Here is a 17,210-nt window from a genome sequence, read left to right as displayed (position 1 = left end):
ACGCCCAGCGCGGTTGCCCAGGAGGCCGGAATCTGGCTCGTCTGACAAAACCCGAGGATTCGTCCAGCTTCCCTGCCAGATCTCGAAAGACCCGAACTTCAGGCCCGCTGCATGACAATTGCGGCGTATCGACCCGCCAAGATCCTCCGCCAGGCCGAGCAGATCCGGCGATCGCCCGACCGGCGCGCTCAGGACCAACAGATGATCCTTCGGACCCAGGCGAATGACCTGGCATTCGGCCACCGACGGCGTCATCAAACGGAACTCTTCACGCCGCTCCCGCGCCGCGGTCAACCGACGCCTCGGCCCTGACGATGAAACGTCCGCCAAGGACCGCGCTCGCACCGCGCCGCCCAAGAGCAGACGCACGCTGTTGGCGAAGATCGCCTCGAGCGCTTCGGCTTCGAGATTGCCGCCGATCCGGAAACTGAGGGAAAGTTGCTGGAGGGAGGGTGGAGCGTTCGTCTTCAGGCCTTGGCCTGCTTCTCCCACCAGCTTCGGCATGGCGTGCTCCAACCGCAAATGTCAAAAGGTCTAAACCACCCTTTTGCATTCTGATCAGATGCAACGAGGGGCGACAATCCCCTTTTTCAGCCTCTACACTTTCCACACCCGGGACACACTTGCAATTTGCGCGGAAATCGCCCTTATTGACTTTCGCCACATTGGTTTGGATTTCTCGCCGACTACCCTGTCCGGCGATCCCTTCTCCCTCGCTCACGAAAGGCGCTCAGGCATGTTCGACGATCCGGAACGTGAATTCCAAGTCCTGATCAACGACGAAGGCCAATACTCCATTTGGCCCACCTCGCATCAGTGTCCGGAGGGCTGGACCGCCGTCGGCGTGAAAGGCGTCAAGGCCGATTGCGTCGCCCATATCGACAAGGTGTGGGACGATATGCGGCCGGTGAGCCTGCGACGCGCCATGGAGTTGGAAGAAATCACTTCTTGATCAAGCCGGGGGCGTCATTTCGACGCCGGCGACAATAGACTTTTCGTCAAAGGGCGACGGTGGGTAACCGTCGCCCTTTTTCAGGTTTCTGTAGGACGTTCTAAATCTCGTACTCCTCCCATTGCTCGTCGGCCCGGCGCGCGGTAGGCGCCGCCAGCCAGTGGGCGACCTCCACCCTCTGGGCCAGCTGGCGCACGGTGGGGGCCTCGAAGAAGGCGCGCACCGGCAGCTCCACCTGCAGGGCCTCGCGCACCCGCGAGACCACCTGGGTGGCCAGCAGCGAGTGGCCGCCCAGGTCGAAGAAGTTGTCCTGCGCCCCCACCCGGTCCAGCCGAAGGGTCTCGGCCCAGATCGCCGCCAGCGCCTCCTCCAGGGGCGTGCTGGGAACGACATAGTCGCCGATCAGCTCGGGCCGCTCCTCGGGCGCGGGCAGCGCCTGGCGGTCGACCTTGCCGTTGGCCGTCAGCGGCAGCTGGTCCAGGGCCAGGATCGCCGAGGGGGTCATGTAGTCGGGGACCTTGGCCTTGAGCGCCTCGCGCAGCCGCGCCCCCAGCTGCTGGGTCAGCTGGCCCAGCAGCGGGTCGTTGACATGCTCGCTCCACGCCCCGGCCGGCTCGGCCGGAAGGTCCAGCGGCGTCTGGACCTGGCCCGGGTCGACCAGCTCCACGTCGAACCGCCCCTCCCCGCCGCCGCTCCAGCTGATCTGCGCCTGGTAACCGCGCGCCTGGGCCAGCGCCCAGAACGCCTCGGGGTCCTGGCCTCGGGCCGGATGGGCCTTGAGCGCCTCGCGCAGCTGCGCCACGCTGGCGTTCTCCTCCATCGTCTCCATCAGCCGCGCGGCCGCCGCGTCCTGGGCCAGGCGATGGTTGGCCACCCCGCGCACCCGCACCCGCGCCGGACGATGCTGCGCCAGCTGCTCGTCCAGCCGCTCCAGCGCCTGATCGTCGCCTTCCAGCTCCACGGCCGCGTAGCGCGCCTGCTCCTGGCGGCTGAGGATCACGTCGTAGCGATAGCCCGTCAGCTCGTTGACGTACCGCCCCCGCTTGAGCAGGGCCCGCACCTGGCCCACCCCCAGCTGCTCGCGCGCGGCCTCGAAGAAGCCCGGAGCCACCAGCAGCTCCTTGTCCTGGGCCATGGCCCGCGCCACCCGCGCCTTGAGCCGCCCAACGCTCAGCCCCGCCGGGGCCTTGTCCAGCTGCACCGAGGCGTGGAACGCCTTGATCAGGTCCAGCTGGCGAACGTCGCCCACGAACACCTGGCCTTGCGGCCCCACCAGATCCAGCGCCTGGGACAGCACCGACAGCAGGTACTCCCCGTCAGGGAAGTACTGGATGATCGAGTTGAGCACGACCGTGTCGAACGCCCCCGCCTCCCAGCCCTCGAACTGGGTGGCCTCGCGCCGCAGCAGCCGCACGTGCGACAGCGCCGGCTGCTCGTCCAGCCACCGCTGCAGCCCGCCCAGGGCCGCGGCCGAGATGTCCGTGCCCGTATAGTCCCGGCCCGCCGCCAGGTGCTCCAGCAAAAGCCCCACCCCGCAGCCGATCTCCAGGATCGCCCCAGGCTCCAGGTCCTGGATCCGCTCCAGGGTCTGGTCGCGCCACTCGCGCATCTGCTCCAACGGGATCGCCGCCCCGGTATAGCTGCTGTTCCAGCCCCGGAAGCTGGGCGCGGCCGCCGTCTCGCTGGCCCCGTAGGCGTCGTCGAACAGCGTCTCCCACTGCTCGACGTTCTCCTCGCGCGCCTCCTCGTAGGCCTGGGCGTGGGCCGCCTTCAGCCCCTGGGCCTCGGCCACCACATAGGCCACCAGCCGCTTGTCCCCCGGCGCGTCCTCGCGCACCACGGCCACGGCCTGGGCCACCCCGGGCTGCTCCAGCAGCACCGCCTCCACCTCGCCAAGCTCGATGCGGTGGCCCCGCACCTTGACCTGGTGGTCCAGCCGCCCCAGGAACTCCAGCTCACCGCCCTGGCGCCAGCGCACCAGGTCGCCGGTCCGGTAGAGCCGCGAGCCGGCCGGGCCATACGGGTTGGCCACGAACCGCTCGGCCGTCAGGCCAGGCCGCCCCAGATAACCCCGCGCCAGCCCATCGCCGGCGATGTAGAGCTCGCCCGCAACCCCAATCGGCGCCAGGCCAAGCTCCCCGTCCAGCACGTAAACCTGCGTGTTGGCGATCGGACGACCGATCGGAACCGTCGCCGTGGTCAGCTCGCCCACCGCATGGACCGTGCTGTAGGTGGTGCCTTCGGTGGGGCCATAGCCGTTGATCAGCCGGCCAGGGCCGATGGCCTCCACGATCTGGCGCGCGTGCGACGGCGAGAGCGCGTCTCCGCCCGTCAGGACCTGGCGCACGCCGCCCAGGATGGAGATGTCCTCTTCAACCACCCGATGGAGCAGGCCCGTGGTCAACAGGGGAAGGTCCACGCCCTGGGTGGTCATCACCTGCCGCAACTGGCCGATGTCGATCGGGCCGGGCGGCTGGAGGACCAGGCGAGCGCCGTGCAGCAACGCGCCCCACAGCTCGAAGGTGGCCGCATCGAAGGTCAGCGGCGAGATCAGCAGCAGCGTGCGCTCGCGCGCCAGATCGGCGTAGTCCGCGCCCAGCACCAGCCGGGCGATGTTGCGGTGGACGGTCCCCACGCCCTTGGGCGATCCGGTCGAGCCGGAGGTGTAGATCACATAGGCCAGGTTGAGCGGACCCGCGGCCGGCGGCGGGGCCTGGTCGGACCGCCCCGCGATCGCCTGGGCCTCCTCGTCCAGCAGCACCGCCGGGCCTTCCAGCCCCAGCCCCGACCATAGCGGGCCCGCGCTCAGGGTCAGGGCCGCCCCGGCGTCCGCCAGCATGAACGCCAGCCGCTCGGCCGGATAGTCGGGATCCAGCGGCAGGTAGGCCCCGCCGGCCTTGAGGATGGCCAGCAGCCCCACCACCATCTCGAACGAGCGCTCCAGGCACAGCCCCACCACCACCTCGGGACCCACGCCCCGGGCCTTCAGGTGCCAGGCCAGCTGGTTGGACCGCGCCTCCAGCTCCCCGTAGCTCATCGTCGCCTCGCCCAGCGCCAGGGCCGTGGCCTGGGGCGCGCGCCCCGCCTGCTCGGAGAACAGCGCATGGACAGGCCGATCGCGCGGATAGTCCGACGCCGTGGCGTTCCACTCCACCGCCAGGCGCCGGGCCTGCTCGCTCCCCAGCACCGGCAGGGCCGACAGCGCCTGGTCCGGATCGCCCAGCGCCCCCTCCAGCAGGCAGGTCAGCCCCTCCAGCAGCCGCTCGATCGTCGAGGCCTCGTAGAGGTCGGTGGCGTACTCGAAGAAGCCCCAGAGCGCATCGTTCTCGAACAGATGCAGGGTCAGGTCGAACTTGGCGGTGACATGCTCGCCGCCCGTCGGACGCCATTGGAGTCCCTCCAGGCGCAGGGCTTCGGACGGCACGTTGTGCAGGGCCACGACCACCTGGACCAGGGGATGGCGTCCCAGATCCCGTTCGGGAGCCAGCTCGGCCACCAGCTTCTCGAACGGCAGGTCCTGGTGGGCGTAGGCCCCCAGGGTGGTCTCCTTGACCCGGCCCAGCAGCGTGCGGAAGCTGGGATCGCCCGACAGGTCCGTGCGCAGGGCCAGGGTGTTGACGAAGAACCCCACCAGCGGCTCCAGCTCGCGCCGGTCGCGACCGGCGATCGCCGAGCCCACCACCACGTCCGTCTGGCCGCTCCAGCGGCTGACCAGCACCTGGAAGGCGGCCAGGAACACCATGAACGGGGTCACCCCCTCACGCCGCGCCAGCTCCCGCACCCCCTCCGACAGCGTCCCGGGCAGGGTGAACGGCAAGGCCGCCCCCCGGAAGCTCTCCACCGGCGGCCGCGGCCGGTCGGTGGGCAGCTCCAGCACCGGCGGAGCCCCCGCCAGGCGCTCGCGCCAATAGGCCAGCTGACGCTCCAGCGCCTCGTCGCGCAGCCACTGACGCTGCCACAGCGCATAGTCGGCGTACTGCACCTCCAGCGGCGCCAGCGGCGAGGGCCGACCCTCCAGGAACGCCTCGTACAGCGCCCCAAGCTCGCGCGGGATGATCCCCAGCAGCGACCAGCCGTCCGACAGGATGTGGTGCATGCTCATCAGCAGCACGTGGTCCTGCGGACCAAGCCGCAGCAGCTCGGCCCGGAACAGCGGTCCCCGCTCCAGGTCGAACGGCCGCTCGATCTCGGCCTGCTGCAGCGCCTGGGCCTTGGCCTCGCGCGCGTCCGCCTCCAGCCCGCCAAGGTCCCTGACCGTCAGCTCGAACGGCCCAGGCGGGTCGATCACCTGCACCGGCTCGCCGTCCCGCACCGCAAAGCGCGTGCGCAACGGCTCGTGGCGCGCCACCAGCGCCCCAAGGCTGGCCTCCAGCGCCCCCACGTCCAGCGGGCCTTCCAGCCGCAGGAAGTTGGGCATGGTGTAGGACGTGCCCACCCCAAGCTGCTCGAGGAACCAAAGTCGCTCCTGGGCGAACGACAGCGGCAGACGCTCCGGACGCGCCTGGCGCGTCAGCGGCGGACGGCTCAGGCCCTCCTGCTCCTTCTGGGCGACCTCCACCCTCTGGGCCAGCTGGCGCACGGTGGGGGCCTCGAAGAAGGCGCGCACCGGCAGCTCCACCTGCAGGGCCTCGCGCACCCGCGAGACCACCTGGGTGGCCAGCAGCGAGTGGCCGCCCAGGTCGAAGAAGTTGTCCTGCGCCCCCACCCGGTCCAGCCGAAGGGTCTCGGCCCAGATCGCCGCCAGCGCCTCCTCCAGGGGCGTGCTGGGAACGACATAGTCGCCGATCAGCTCGGGCCGCTCCTCGGGCGCGGGCAGCGCCTGGCGGTCGACCTTGCCGTTGGCCGTCAGCGGCAGCTGGTCCAGGGCCAGGATCGCCGAGGGGGTCATGTAGTCGGGGACCTTGGCCTTGAGCGCCTCGCGCAGCCGCGCCCCCAGCTGCTGGGTCAGCTGGCCCAGCAGCGGGTCGTTGACATGCTCGCTCCACGCCCCGGCCGGCTCGGCCGGAAGGTCCAGCGGCGTCTGGACCTGGCCCGGGTCGACCAGCTCCACGTCGAACCGCCCCTCCCCGCCGCCGCTCCAGCTGATCTGCGCCTGGTAACCGCGCGCCTGGGCCAGCGCCCAGAACGCCTCGGGGTCCTGGCCTCGGGCCGGATGGGCCTTGAGCGCCTCGCGCAGCTGCGCCACGCTGGCGTTCTCCTCCATCGTCTCCATCAGCCGCGCGGCCGCCGCGTCCTGGGCCAGGCGATGGTTGGCCACCCCGCGCACCCGCACCCGCGCCGGACGATGCTGCGCCAGCTGCTCGTCCAGCCGCTCCAGCGCCTGATCGTCGCCTTCCAGCTCCACGGCCGCGTAGCGCGCCTGCTCCTGGCGGCTGAGGATCACGTCGTAGCGATAGCCCGTCAGCTCGTTGACGTACCGCCCCCGCTTGAGCAGGGCCCGCACCTGGCCCACCCCCAGCTGCTCGCGCGCGGCCTCGAAGAAGCCCGGAGCCACCAGCAGCTCCTTGTCCTGGGCCATGGCCCGCGCCACCCGCGCCTTGAGCCGCCCAACGCTCAGCCCCGCCGGGGCCTTGTCCAGCTGCACCGAGGCGTGGAACGCCTTGATCAGGTCCAGCTGGCGAACGTCGCCCACGAACACCTGGCCTTGCGGCCCCACCAGATCCAGCGCCTGGGACAGCACCGACAGCAGGTACTCCCCGTCAGGGAAGTACTGGATGATCGAGTTGAGCACGACCGTGTCGAACGCCCCCGCCTCCCAGCCCTCGAACTGGGTGGCCTCGCGCCGCAGCAGCCGCACGTGCGACAGCGCCGGCTGCTCGTCCAGCCACCGCTGCAGCCCGCCCAGGGCCGCGGCCGAGATGTCCGTGCCCGTATAGTCCCGGCCCGCCGCCAGGTGCTCCAGCAAAAGCCCCACCCCGCAGCCGATCTCCAGGATCGCCCCAGGCTCCAGGTCCTGGATCCGCTCCAGGGTCTGGTCGCGCCACTCGCGCATCTGCTCCAACGGGATCGCCGCCCCGGTATAGCTGCTGTTCCAGCCCCGGAAGCTGGGCGCGGCCGCCGTCTCGCTGGCCCCGTAGGCGTCGTCGAACAGCGTCTCCCACTGCTCGACGTTCTCCTCGCGCGCCTCCTCGTAGGCCTGGGCGTGGGCCGCCTTCAGCCCCTGGGCCTCGGCCACCACATAGGCCACCAGCCGCTTGTCCCCCGGCGCGTCCTCGCGCACCACGGCCACGGCCTGGGCCACCCCGGGCTGCTCCAGCAGCACCGCCTCCACCTCGCCAAGCTCGATGCGGTGGCCCCGCACCTTGACCTGGTGGTCCAGCCGCCCCAGGAACTCCAGCTCACCGCCCTGGCGCCAGCGCACCAGGTCGCCGGTCCGGTAGAGCCGCGAGCCGGCCGGGCCATACGGGTTGGCCACGAACCGCTCGGCCGTCAGGCCAGGCCGCCCCAGATAACCCCGCGCCAGCCCATCGCCGGCGATGTAGAGCTCGCCCGCAACCCCAATCGGCGCCAGGCCAAGCTCCCCGTCCAGCACGTAAACCTGCGTGTTGGCGATCGGACGACCGATCGGAACCGTCGCCGTGGTCAGCTCGCCCACCGCATGGACCGTGCTGTAGGTGGTGCCTTCGGTGGGGCCATAGCCGTTGATCAGCCGGCCAGGGCCGATGGCCTCCACGATCTGGCGCGCGTGCGACGGCGAGAGCGCGTCTCCGCCCGTCAGGACCTGGCGCACGCCGCCCAGGATGGAGATGTCCTCTTCAACCACCCGATGGAGCAGGCCCGTGGTCAACAGGGGAAGGTCCACGCCCTGGGTGGTCATCACCTGCCGCAACTGGCCGATGTCGATCGGGCCGGGCGGCTGGAGGACCAGGCGAGCGCCGTGCAGCAACGCGCCCCACAGCTCGAAGGTGGCCGCATCGAAGGTCAGCGGCGAGATCAGCAGCAGCGTGCGCTCGCGCGCCAGATCGGCGTAGTCCGCGCCCAGCACCAGCCGGGCGATGTTGCGGTGGACGGTCCCCACGCCCTTGGGCGATCCGGTCGAGCCGGAGGTGTAGATCACATAGGCCAGGTTGAGCGGGCCCGCGGCCGGCGGCGGGGCCTGGTCGGGCCGCGCCGCGATCGCCTGGGCCTCCTCGTCCAGCAGCACGGGCAGCACGCCATAGGCTGGAAGCCCGTCGGCGATCGCCTGGGTGGTGACCACCACCATCGCCCCGGCGTCGTCGAGCATGAACCGCAGCCGCTCGGCCGGATAGTCGGGGTCCAGCGGCAGGTAGGCCCCGCCGGCCTTGAGGATGGCCAGCAGCCCCACCACCATCTCGAACGAGCGCTCCAGGCACAGCCCCACCACCACCTCGGGACCCACGCCCCGGGCCTTCAGGTGCCAGGCCAGCTGGTTGGACCGCGCCTCCAGCTCCCCGTAGCTCATCGTCGCCTCGCCCAGCGCCAGGGCCGTGGCCTGGGGCGCGCGCCCCGCCTGCTCGGAGAACAGCGCATGGACAGGCCGATCGCGCGGATAGTCCGACGCCGTGGCGTTCCACTCCACCGCCAGGCGCCGGGCCTGCTCGCTCCCCAGCACCGGCAGGGCCGACAGCGCCTGGTCCGGATCGCCCAGCGCCCCCTCCAGCAGGCAGGTCAGCCCCTCCAGCAGCCGCTCGATCGTCGAGGCCTCGTAGAGGTCGGTGGCGTACTCGAAGAAGCCCCAGAGCGCATCGTTCTCGAACAGATGCAGGGCCAGGTCGAACTTGGCGGTGACATGCTCGCCGCCCGCCCGCTTGAGCGTGAGCCCCTCCAGACGCAGGCCTTCCTCGGGCACGTTGTGCAGGGCTACGACCACCTGGACCAGGGGATGGCGTCCCAGATCCCGTTCGGGGGCCAGCTCGGCCACCAGCTTCTCGAACGGCAGGTCCTGGTGGGCGTAGGCCCCCAGGGTGGTCTCCTTGACCCGGCCCAGCAGCGTGCGGAAGCTGGGATCGCCCGACAGGTCCGTGCGCAGGGCCAGGGTGTTGACGAAGAACCCCACCAGCGGCTCCAGCTCGCGCCGGTCGCGACCGGCGATCGCCGAGCCCACCACCACGTCCGTCTGGCCGCTCCAGCGGCTGACCAGCACCTGGAAGGCGGCCAGGAACACCATGAACGGGGTCACCCCCTCACGCCGCGCCAGCTCCCGCACCCCCTCCGACAGCGTCCCGGGCAGGGTGAACGGCAAGGCCGCCCCCCGGAAGCTCTCCACCGGCGGCCGCGGCCGGTCGGTGGGCAGCTCCAGCACCGGCGGAGCCCCCGCCAGGCGCTCGCGCCAATAGGCCAGCTGACGCTCCAGCGCCTCGTCGCGCAGCCACTGACGCTGCCACAGCGCATAGTCGGCGTACTGCACCTCCAGCGGCGCCAGCGGCGAGGGCCGACCCTCCAGGAACGCCTCGTACAGCGCCCCAAGCTCGCGCGGGATGATCCCCAGCAGCGACCAGCCGTCCGACAGGATGTGGTGCATGCTCATCAGCAGCACGTGGTCCTGCGGACCAAGCCGCAGCAGCTCGGCCCGGAACAGCGGTCCCCGCTCCAGGTCGAACGGCCGCTCGATCTCGGCCTGCTGCAGCGCCTGGGCCTTGGCCTCGCGCGCGTCCGCCTCCAGCCCGCCAAGGTCCCTGACCGTCAGCTCGAACGGCCCAGGCGGGTCGATCACCTGCACCGGCTCGCCGTCCCGCACCGCAAAGCGCGTGCGCAACGGCTCGTGGCGCGCCACCAGCGCCCCAAGGCTGGCCTCCAGCGCCCCCACGTCCAGCGGGCCTTCCAGCCGCAGGAAGTTGGGCATGGTGTAGGACGTGCCCACCCCAAGCTGCTCGAGGAACCAAAGTCGCTCCTGGGCGAACGACAGCGGCAGACGCTCCGGACGCGCCTGGCGCGTCAGCGGCGGACGGCTCAGGCCCTCCTGCTCCTTCTGGGCGACCTCCACCCTCTGGGCCAGCTGGCGCACGGTGGGGGCCTCGAAGAAGGCGCGCACCGGCAGCTCCACCTGCAGGGCCTCGCGCACCCGCGAGACCACCTGGGTGGCCAGCAGCGAGTGGCCGCCCAGGTCGAAGAAGTTGTCCTGCGCCCCCACCCGGTCCAGCCGAAGGGTCTCGGCCCAGATCGCCGCCAGCGCCTCCTCCAGGGGCGTGCTGGGAACGACATAGTCGCCGATCAGCTCGGGCCGCTCCTCGGGCGCGGGCAGCGCCTGGCGGTCGACCTTGCCGCTGGCCGTCAGCGGCAGCTGGTCCAGCACCACGATCGCCGAGGGCACCATGTAGCCGGGACTGCGGGCCCGGACCCGGGCGCGCAGGTCGCCCGCGTCCAGGTCGCGGCCCACCACATAGGCTGTCAGCCGCCTGTCCCCCGGCGCGTCCTCGCGCACCACGGCCACGGCCTGGGCCACCCCGGGCTGCTCCAGCAGCACCGCCTCCACCTCGCCAAGCTCGATGCGGTGGCCCCGCACCTTGACCTGGTGGTCCAGCCGCCCCAGGAACTCCAGCTCACCGCCCTGGCGCCAGCGCACCAGGTCGCCGGTCCGGTAGAGCCGCGAGCCGGCCGGGCCATACGGGTTGGCCACGAACCGCTCGGCCGTCAGGCCAGGCCGCCCTAGATAACCCCGCGCCAGCCCATCGCCGGCGATGTAGAGCTCGCCCGCAACCCCAATCGGCGCCAGGCCAAGCTCCCCGTCCAGCACATAGAGCTGGACGTTGGCGATCGGACGGCCGATCGGCGCATGGCGCTCGACCCCGTCCGACGGCAGCACGAAGCTGGAGGCGGCATGGGTCTCGGTGGGTCCATAATGGTTGATCAGCCGCGCCTGGCTGGCGGCGATCATCTCCAGGATGGCGGCGTTGGCCACCAGCGCCTCGCCGGCCTGATAGACCTCGCTCAGCGCCAGGTCGGGACGCGAGCGCCGCCAGGCCAGGGCCAGTTGCTCAAGCAGGACCTGCGGGCAGAACAGGTGACGCACCCGCCAGCGGTCCAGGCACTCCACCAGCCGTTCGGGATCCTGGCGGATGGCCGCGTCGACCAGCACCAGGCGCGCCCCGCGGGTCAGGGCCAGGAAGATCTCCTGCACCGAGACGTCGAAGTGCAGCGGGGTCAGTTGCAGAACCGGCCCCACCGAGGCGGGATAGGCCATGGCCGGGGCGGTGAGCAGGTTGACGATCGCCCCGTGGGTCATCCCCACGCCCTTGGGCGATCCGGTCGAGCCGGAGGTGTAGATCACATAGGCCAGGTTGAGCGGACCCGCGGCCGGCGGCGGGGCCTGGTCGGGCCGCGCCGCGATCGCCTGGGCCTCCTCGTCCAGCAGCACCGCCGGGCCTTCCAGCCCCAGCCCCGACCATAGCGGGCCCGCGCTCAGGGTCAGGGCCGCCCCGGCGTCCGCCAGCATGAACGCCAGCCGCTCGGCCGGATAGTCGGGATCCAGCGGCAGGTAGGCCCCGCCGGCCTTGAGGATGGCCAGCAGCCCCACCACCATCTCGAACGAGCGCTCCAGGCACAGCCCCACCACCACCTCGGGACCCACGCCCCGGGCCTTCAGGTGCCAGGCCAGCTGGTTGGACCGCGCCTCCAGCTCCCCGTAGCTCATCGTCGCCTCGCCCAGCGCCAGGGCCGTGGCCTGGGGCGCGCGCCCCGCCTGCTCGGAGAACAGCGCATGGACAGGCCGATCGCGCGGATAGTCCGACGCCGTGGCGTTCCACTCCACCGCCAGGCGCCGGGCCTGCTCGCTCCCCAGCACCGGCAGGGCCGACAGCGCCTGGTCCGGATCGCCCAGCGCCCCCTCCAGCAGGCAGGTCAGCCCCTCCAGCAGCCGCTCGATCGTCGAGGCCTCGTAGAGGTCGGTGGCGTACTCGAAGAAGCCGTCGATCCCCAGCCCCTCGAACAGGTGCAGCTCCAGATCGAACTTGGCCGTCGTGATCCGCCCGCCCACCTGGTTCCAGCTGAGATCGCGAAGCTCCAGATCCTCGTGCGGGACGTTGTTGAACGTCACCATCGTCTGGAAGATCGGATGACGTCCCAGATCCCGTTCGGGGGCCAGCTCGGCCACCAGCTTCTCGAACGGCAGGTCCTGGTGGGCGTAGGCCCCCAGGGTGGTCTCCTTGACCCGGCCCAGCAGCGTGCGGAAGCTGGGATCGCCCGACAGGTCCGTGCGCAGGGCCAGGGTGTTGACGAAGAACCCCACCAGCGGCTCCAGCTCGCGCCGGTCGCGACCGGCGATCGCCGAGCCCACCACCACGTCCGTCTGGCCGCTCCAGCGGCTGACCAGCACCTGGAAGGCGGCCAGGAACACCATGAACGGGGTCACCCCCTCACGCCGCGCCAGCTCCCGCACCCCCTCCGACAGCGTCCCGGGCAGGGTGAACGGCAAGGCCGCCCCCCGGAAGCTCTCCACCGGCGGCCGCGGCCGGTCGGTGGGCAGCTCCAGCACCGGCGGAGCCCCCGCCAGGCGCTCGCGCCAATAGGCCAGCTGACGCTCCAGCGCCTCGTCGCGCAGCCACTGACGCTGCCACAGCGCATAGTCGGCGTACTGCACCTCCAGCGGCGCCAGCGGCGAGGGCCGACCCTCCAGGAACGCCTCGTACAGCGCCCCAAGCTCGCGCGGGATGATCCCCAGCAGCGACCAGCCGTCCGACAGGATGTGGTGCATGCTCATCAGCAGCACGTGGTCCTGCGGACCAAGCCGCAGCAGCTCGGCCCGGAACAGCGGTCCCCGCTCCAGGTCGAACGGCCGCTCGATCTCGGCCTGCTGCAGCGCCTGGGCCTTGGCCTCGCGCGCGTCCGCCTCCAGCCCGCCAAGGTCCCTGACCGTCAGCTCGAACGGCCCAGGCGGGTCGATCACCTGCACCGGCTCGCCGTCCCGCACCGCAAAGCGCGTGCGCAACGGCTCGTGGCGCGCCACCAGCGCCCCAAGGCTGGCCTCCAGCGCCCCCACGTCCAGCGGGCCTTCCAGCCGCAGGAAGTTGGGCATGGTGTAGGACGTGCCCACCCCAAGCTGCTCGAGGAACCAAAGTCGCTCCTGGGCGAACGACAGCGGCAGACGCTCCGGACGCGCCTGGCGCGTCAGCGGCGGACGGCTCAGGCCCTCATCGCCTTCACGCTCTCGCACCCGCTGGCTCAACGCCCGGAAGGCTTCGAGAGACATATTCCGCAGCCCAACGTGGTCGTCCATGGCCCATCCCCAACTGGCGGAGCAAACAGAGTTTCAGCTTGGCATTCACATCAAGGGCGCAAAGAAGAACGTCTTTCGCCGCAAGATCAGCTCCGACGACATGGTGTAGATATCGACGAACTCCGCCGACAGATCGTCGCCCGCCTTGGACTTTCCCCTAAAACTTCCAATGCAAACCCAATCCTTGCCACGTTCGAAAATCCTATCGATGACATGGCGGCCGGAATTTACATTTCGCTCTTCGCGATAGAAGCGCATGAACTCATCAACGCCGACAAAGGGCCGATAGCCCGGCCTTTCATAAACCACGCCGTCTGAGACTAGATTTTTCAAATCATCCCAGTTCGCGGAATCGATTTGCCGGAAGAATTCAGCAATGAATTTCTCACACCCCAACATCACGTTCTCCCTAAAGCATGAATTGGGCACATCCATTAAGTATATTCAGATTTCTCCCATTATTTCTCAAGATCTCGGAGAGCCTATTTACTTCTGAAAGTTGAACACTTTCCGGCTCGTACTCAAGACCCATGACAAATCGAAGCCAAGGCTCGAACCCCATCGCGTACAGGAAAACCTTGTCGTGCTTGATGCGCTCAAGCATCCGCCACGCGCGGTCGGCGTTGGAGGATGAAAGGCGACGCGACTCGTCGTCCTTGCGACTGAACGCCTCATCCACCACTGGTCCGTACAGCCACGACAGCGGCGCCCCGGCGCACTCCATCCCCAGGAAGACCGCGTCCACCTGACCGACGGCTTCAGCCAGATGATCGTAGAGCGCCGCATCCACGGCATTGGAGTCGACCAGGAACAGCAACTTCTTCCCACCCAGCTCAACGAGGGCGGTGTGCTTGCTCAGGATATCGAGTTCACCGTGCTCTCCCGGGAACGGCAAGCTCGTGATGCTTCCGCCGCGGATCGCGATGCGATCGAACTCGTCCAAGGCTACGACGTCGTCGAAACCAAGATAGTTCAGCGCCGTCCGCATCGACGGATCGGCCTTCGAGGCCGCGTTGTTGCGTGGCACGACGAGGGTTCCGATCCGTCCCCTGAGCTGCAGCAGCATCTCAATGGAGAAATGATCCTGATGAGCGTGCGAGAGGACCACGTAGTCGATCCGGTCCGGCAGATCGAAGAACGTGAATTCCCCGCCCTCCTGCCCTCGGTCCCACGCCGTCAGCGGATCCAGCAGGACCGAGGTCCCCGCGTGCTGAATCAAGACGCAGGCATGACCCATGTAGCGCACCCGAACGTCGGAGCCGACATATTCGGGTTCGACGCGGACGGGCTGCTCCTCGGTGAAAAGATGAGAAAATCGGACCAGATCCGCCACGTCGACCCCCAGGGCGCCGGCGATGTCGATGGCCGGAACGGGATGAAGGCGAGCATTGGCCAAAACCTCCCAGCCCGCGCTCGAATAGGGCAGACGTCGCACGAAGCCGCCGGCCCCGGCCAAGCGCGGCGTGTTCATGAAGAACGGACGGTCGCGATCGTGGACCCTGGAGATCAAGACCTCCTCGCCCAACCCTTCGAAGCGCCGGTACAACAGCCGATCCAGGGTCCTGATGCGAGGATGGTTTGCGGTGTCGTACGCCAACTCCACGACTCCCTTTAAAGTCATCGGCAGGCGCTCGTAGAGTCCCTCGAGGCTGAAGCCCTTGCATTCTCCAAGCAGCAGCTTCTCAAAGGCGCGAAACTCTTCCGCAAACGCGATCAGTTGCGCGCCCTCCGCTTCGATCTTCGCGAGGACCGCTCGGGCGTCGTCCAACTGCGCTTTGGACAAATGAACGAACGGGCCGCCAAACATCTTGGGATCCTCGATCGCGGCGGCGTGAGCCAACGGATTGCGGATGAAGGATTTCAAGAGCGGGACGTGGCGGAACGCCAGATTGAACGCATGCTGCACGGGACTGACCAGATGCGGCCAAGTCCCCCACCCCCAGGACAGCGGTTCGATCTTCACCTCGGGGGACACGAGAAGCGCCTCCCCGAGGGACGGACCGTCCGTATGCGTTCGCGCGTCGTCACCCGGGCGCGGGGAGATGGTTGTCAGCACGTCAACCTCGCAGATAGATTGCTCACTCAAATGTCGGCTAATCCATAAGGCAATATCGACCGCACGCGATCAAGATAGATTTTGCCTAGATTTCTCTAAGTGGGAGACGACGGAATGCCGCCCGGTTCCGCACTTGCCTCAAAAGTCGAGTCACTCTTCGCCGCGCCGGTCCGTGTCGGGGTGGGTGAGCTCGGAGAGGCGCAATATGCGCTTTATCCTGAAGAGGCCGCCGCCGTGGGAAGGGCCACGCCGCAAAGATGGCGCGAGTTCGCTGCGGGACGGGCCTGCGCCCGCCGCGCGCTTGGAGGATGGAACCTCGCTCCGATCGCGGTTCCGGTCGGCAAGACACGCCGCCCCATCTGGCCGGACGGATTCACCGGCGCCATCGCGCACACGGCCCACCTTTGCGCGGCCGCCGTGGCCCAGGTCGAACACGCCAGCTCAATCGGGCTTGATTTGGAGATCATGAGGCCGATGCCGCAAGGGTCGGCCGAACTGGTGTGCACGCCCGCCGAGCTCGCAGCCTTCGAACACGACGCGCCCACAGGACCCTTGCTGGCCTTCTGCGCGAAGGAAGCCCTGTATAAGTGCTATAACCCGGTTGCCGACGCCTACCTCGACTTCCAAGACGTTGAGGTTCGTGTCAGCGAGCGCGCGGGCGAAAGCGGCTGCTTTGGCTTTCAATTCGGCGATCATATCGCCGGGGCGCGTGAATGGGAGGCCCGCCTCGTCGGCCGATGGATGGTCGCGGCAGGGCACATGATCGTCGGCGTAACGCTGCTGCCCGGGTGAGCGGCGACCATCGGCCGACATGATCGTCTAGCGCGCGCTTAGTGCGGGCCCATCACCGCGAACGCGATGAACATCAGGGTCGAGGCGGCCGCGGCCGAGCCCAAGAGCGTCGAAATTAAAAGCAAACGCTTGCGTTTTATGGTGTTCGCTTCGGCTTCAGCTTCGCGCCGCTTGGTCTGCAACCCGACGCCAAGAGGATCCTTGCGGGGTTTAGGTTGCCAGGCATCAGACTTCATGCTCGCCTCCAAGGCTGTTGTCAGCCTAACCGAGCGGCTGACGGGAAACAAGTCTAACTCATCGTCCCGCCATTTTACCTAGGCCTTAGACTTTCGCCGAGAGGCCACCGCAGCGACTTTGGCGGTCGAGACTTCGCCGCCGGCCGCGAGCCCCAACGATTTACGGCCCAGCCCAGATCGCTTGGCCACCGCCGAGCGTTCGGCCGCGTAGTTTGGCGCCACCATGGGATAGTCGGCAGGCAGCCCCCACTTGGCGCGATACTGTTCCGGCGTCATGTTGTAGCGCGCCATCAGGTGACGCTTGAGCGACTTATAGGGCAAGCCGTCTTCGAACGAGATCAAGTGATCTGGGGTGATCGACTGTTCGATAGTCATTCTCGGCGTGACCGACGGCGAGGCCGACGGCGCCGGAGCTAGGTGCGGCGCGGCGGGCGCGACGGACGCCACATCCAAATCTGGACTGGCGATGCCTAAATCGGCCGCCAATGCCGTTCGCACCGCGATTAGCAGATCAGGCAGTTGCTCAGGCTCGACGACGCGCTGGCCCAGATAGGCGATGACGATATCCGTCGCCATTCTCGCCGTAGCGTCGACAGTGAAATGCGCAGTCATTAGTTGCCCCTCCTCCGAGGCACGGCGGTTTAAAAGCCCCCCCACATTTGTCAAACACGCCTTAGTGTTAGATTACTCCTACCTAAAGTTTTGATTGCAGTTTCATCGCCTCCGGTCGTGAACTGTCGTTATGGTTCGCTAAGATCGCGACTTCCGGTCAAATTGACCGCTTCTGAATTTGCCCTGCCTCTGTGAGCAGCGCGCGTCAGCGCCGCGTTGGATTTTGAGATGACAGCGCTGGTAACCCATTCTCGATTCTAGTCTTGAATGGGAGCCAACGCTCACTTTCGACGCCAAATTCATTTTGTCGTATCCCGCAATCAAAGGATGACAGGAGACTAAATGCCGTCGAAATGGAAAGTTTCACTGAATTACGGACGATGAGCGACA

The 17,210-nt window shown here is 68.5% G+C and carries 7 protein-coding genes; 2 read left to right on the top strand and 5 right to left on the bottom strand.

Annotated elements, in window-relative coordinates:
- Positions 1–736 precede the first annotated feature (736 nt).
- The gene (locus G3M57_RS09880) at positions 737–952 is read left to right on the top strand and encodes an MbtH family protein (protein WP_163230236.1); all 216 of its coding nucleotides are present in this window, start codon (positions 737–739) and stop codon (positions 950–952) included.
- Positions 953–1,052: 100 nt separating this feature from the next.
- Here G3M57_RS09880 and G3M57_RS09875 read toward each other — a convergent pair whose 3' ends face one another.
- Genes G3M57_RS09875 through G3M57_RS09865 form a run of 3 tightly spaced genes read right to left on the bottom strand, consistent with a single transcriptional unit; the run spans position 1,053 to position 15,180 of the window.
- The gene (locus tag G3M57_RS09875) at positions 1,053–13,124 is read right to left on the bottom strand and encodes a non-ribosomal peptide synthetase (RefSeq protein ID WP_163230234.1); all 12,072 of its coding nucleotides are present in this window, start codon (positions 13,122–13,124) and stop codon (positions 1,053–1,055) included.
- Positions 13,125–13,169: 45 nt separating this feature from the next.
- Positions 13,170–13,559 carry a nuclear transport factor 2 family protein gene (locus G3M57_RS09870; RefSeq protein WP_163230232.1) on the bottom strand — a complete coding sequence of 130 codons (390 nt, stop codon included), beginning with the start codon at positions 13,557–13,559 and terminating at the stop codon, positions 13,170–13,172.
- Positions 13,534–15,180 carry an MBL fold metallo-hydrolase gene (locus G3M57_RS09865; RefSeq protein WP_163230230.1) on the bottom strand — a complete coding sequence of 549 codons (1,647 nt, stop codon included), beginning with the start codon at positions 15,178–15,180 and terminating at the stop codon, positions 13,534–13,536. The genes G3M57_RS09870 and G3M57_RS09865 overlap by 26 nt, the downstream gene beginning before the upstream one ends.
- A gap of 114 nt (positions 15,181–15,294) precedes the next feature.
- On the opposite strand from G3M57_RS09865, the gene G3M57_RS09860 reads away from it, so the two are divergent.
- Positions 15,295–15,972: a 4'-phosphopantetheinyl transferase family protein gene (locus G3M57_RS09860; RefSeq protein ID WP_163230228.1), complete on the top strand. Its 678-nt coding sequence runs from the start codon at positions 15,295–15,297 to the stop codon at positions 15,970–15,972.
- Between the two features lie 38 nt (positions 15,973–16,010).
- Here G3M57_RS09860 and G3M57_RS09855 read toward each other — a convergent pair whose 3' ends face one another.
- Both G3M57_RS09855 and G3M57_RS09850 read right to left on the bottom strand, forming a co-directional pair.
- Positions 16,011–16,208: a hypothetical protein gene (locus tag G3M57_RS09855; RefSeq protein ID WP_163230226.1), complete on the bottom strand. Its 198-nt coding sequence runs from the start codon at positions 16,206–16,208 to the stop codon at positions 16,011–16,013.
- A gap of 78 nt (positions 16,209–16,286) precedes the next feature.
- Complete coding sequence (locus G3M57_RS09850; protein ID WP_163230224.1) at positions 16,287–16,820, bottom strand: Ros/MucR family transcriptional regulator; 534 nt, start codon at positions 16,818–16,820, stop codon at positions 16,287–16,289.
- Positions 16,821–17,210: the final 390 nt, after the last annotated feature.

The sequence above is a fragment of the Caulobacter rhizosphaerae genome, assembly GCF_010977555.1.
GTDB lineage: Bacteria > Pseudomonadota > Alphaproteobacteria > Caulobacterales > Caulobacteraceae > Caulobacter > Caulobacter rhizosphaerae.
This window is presented reverse-complemented; position numbering and strand designations above follow the sequence as displayed.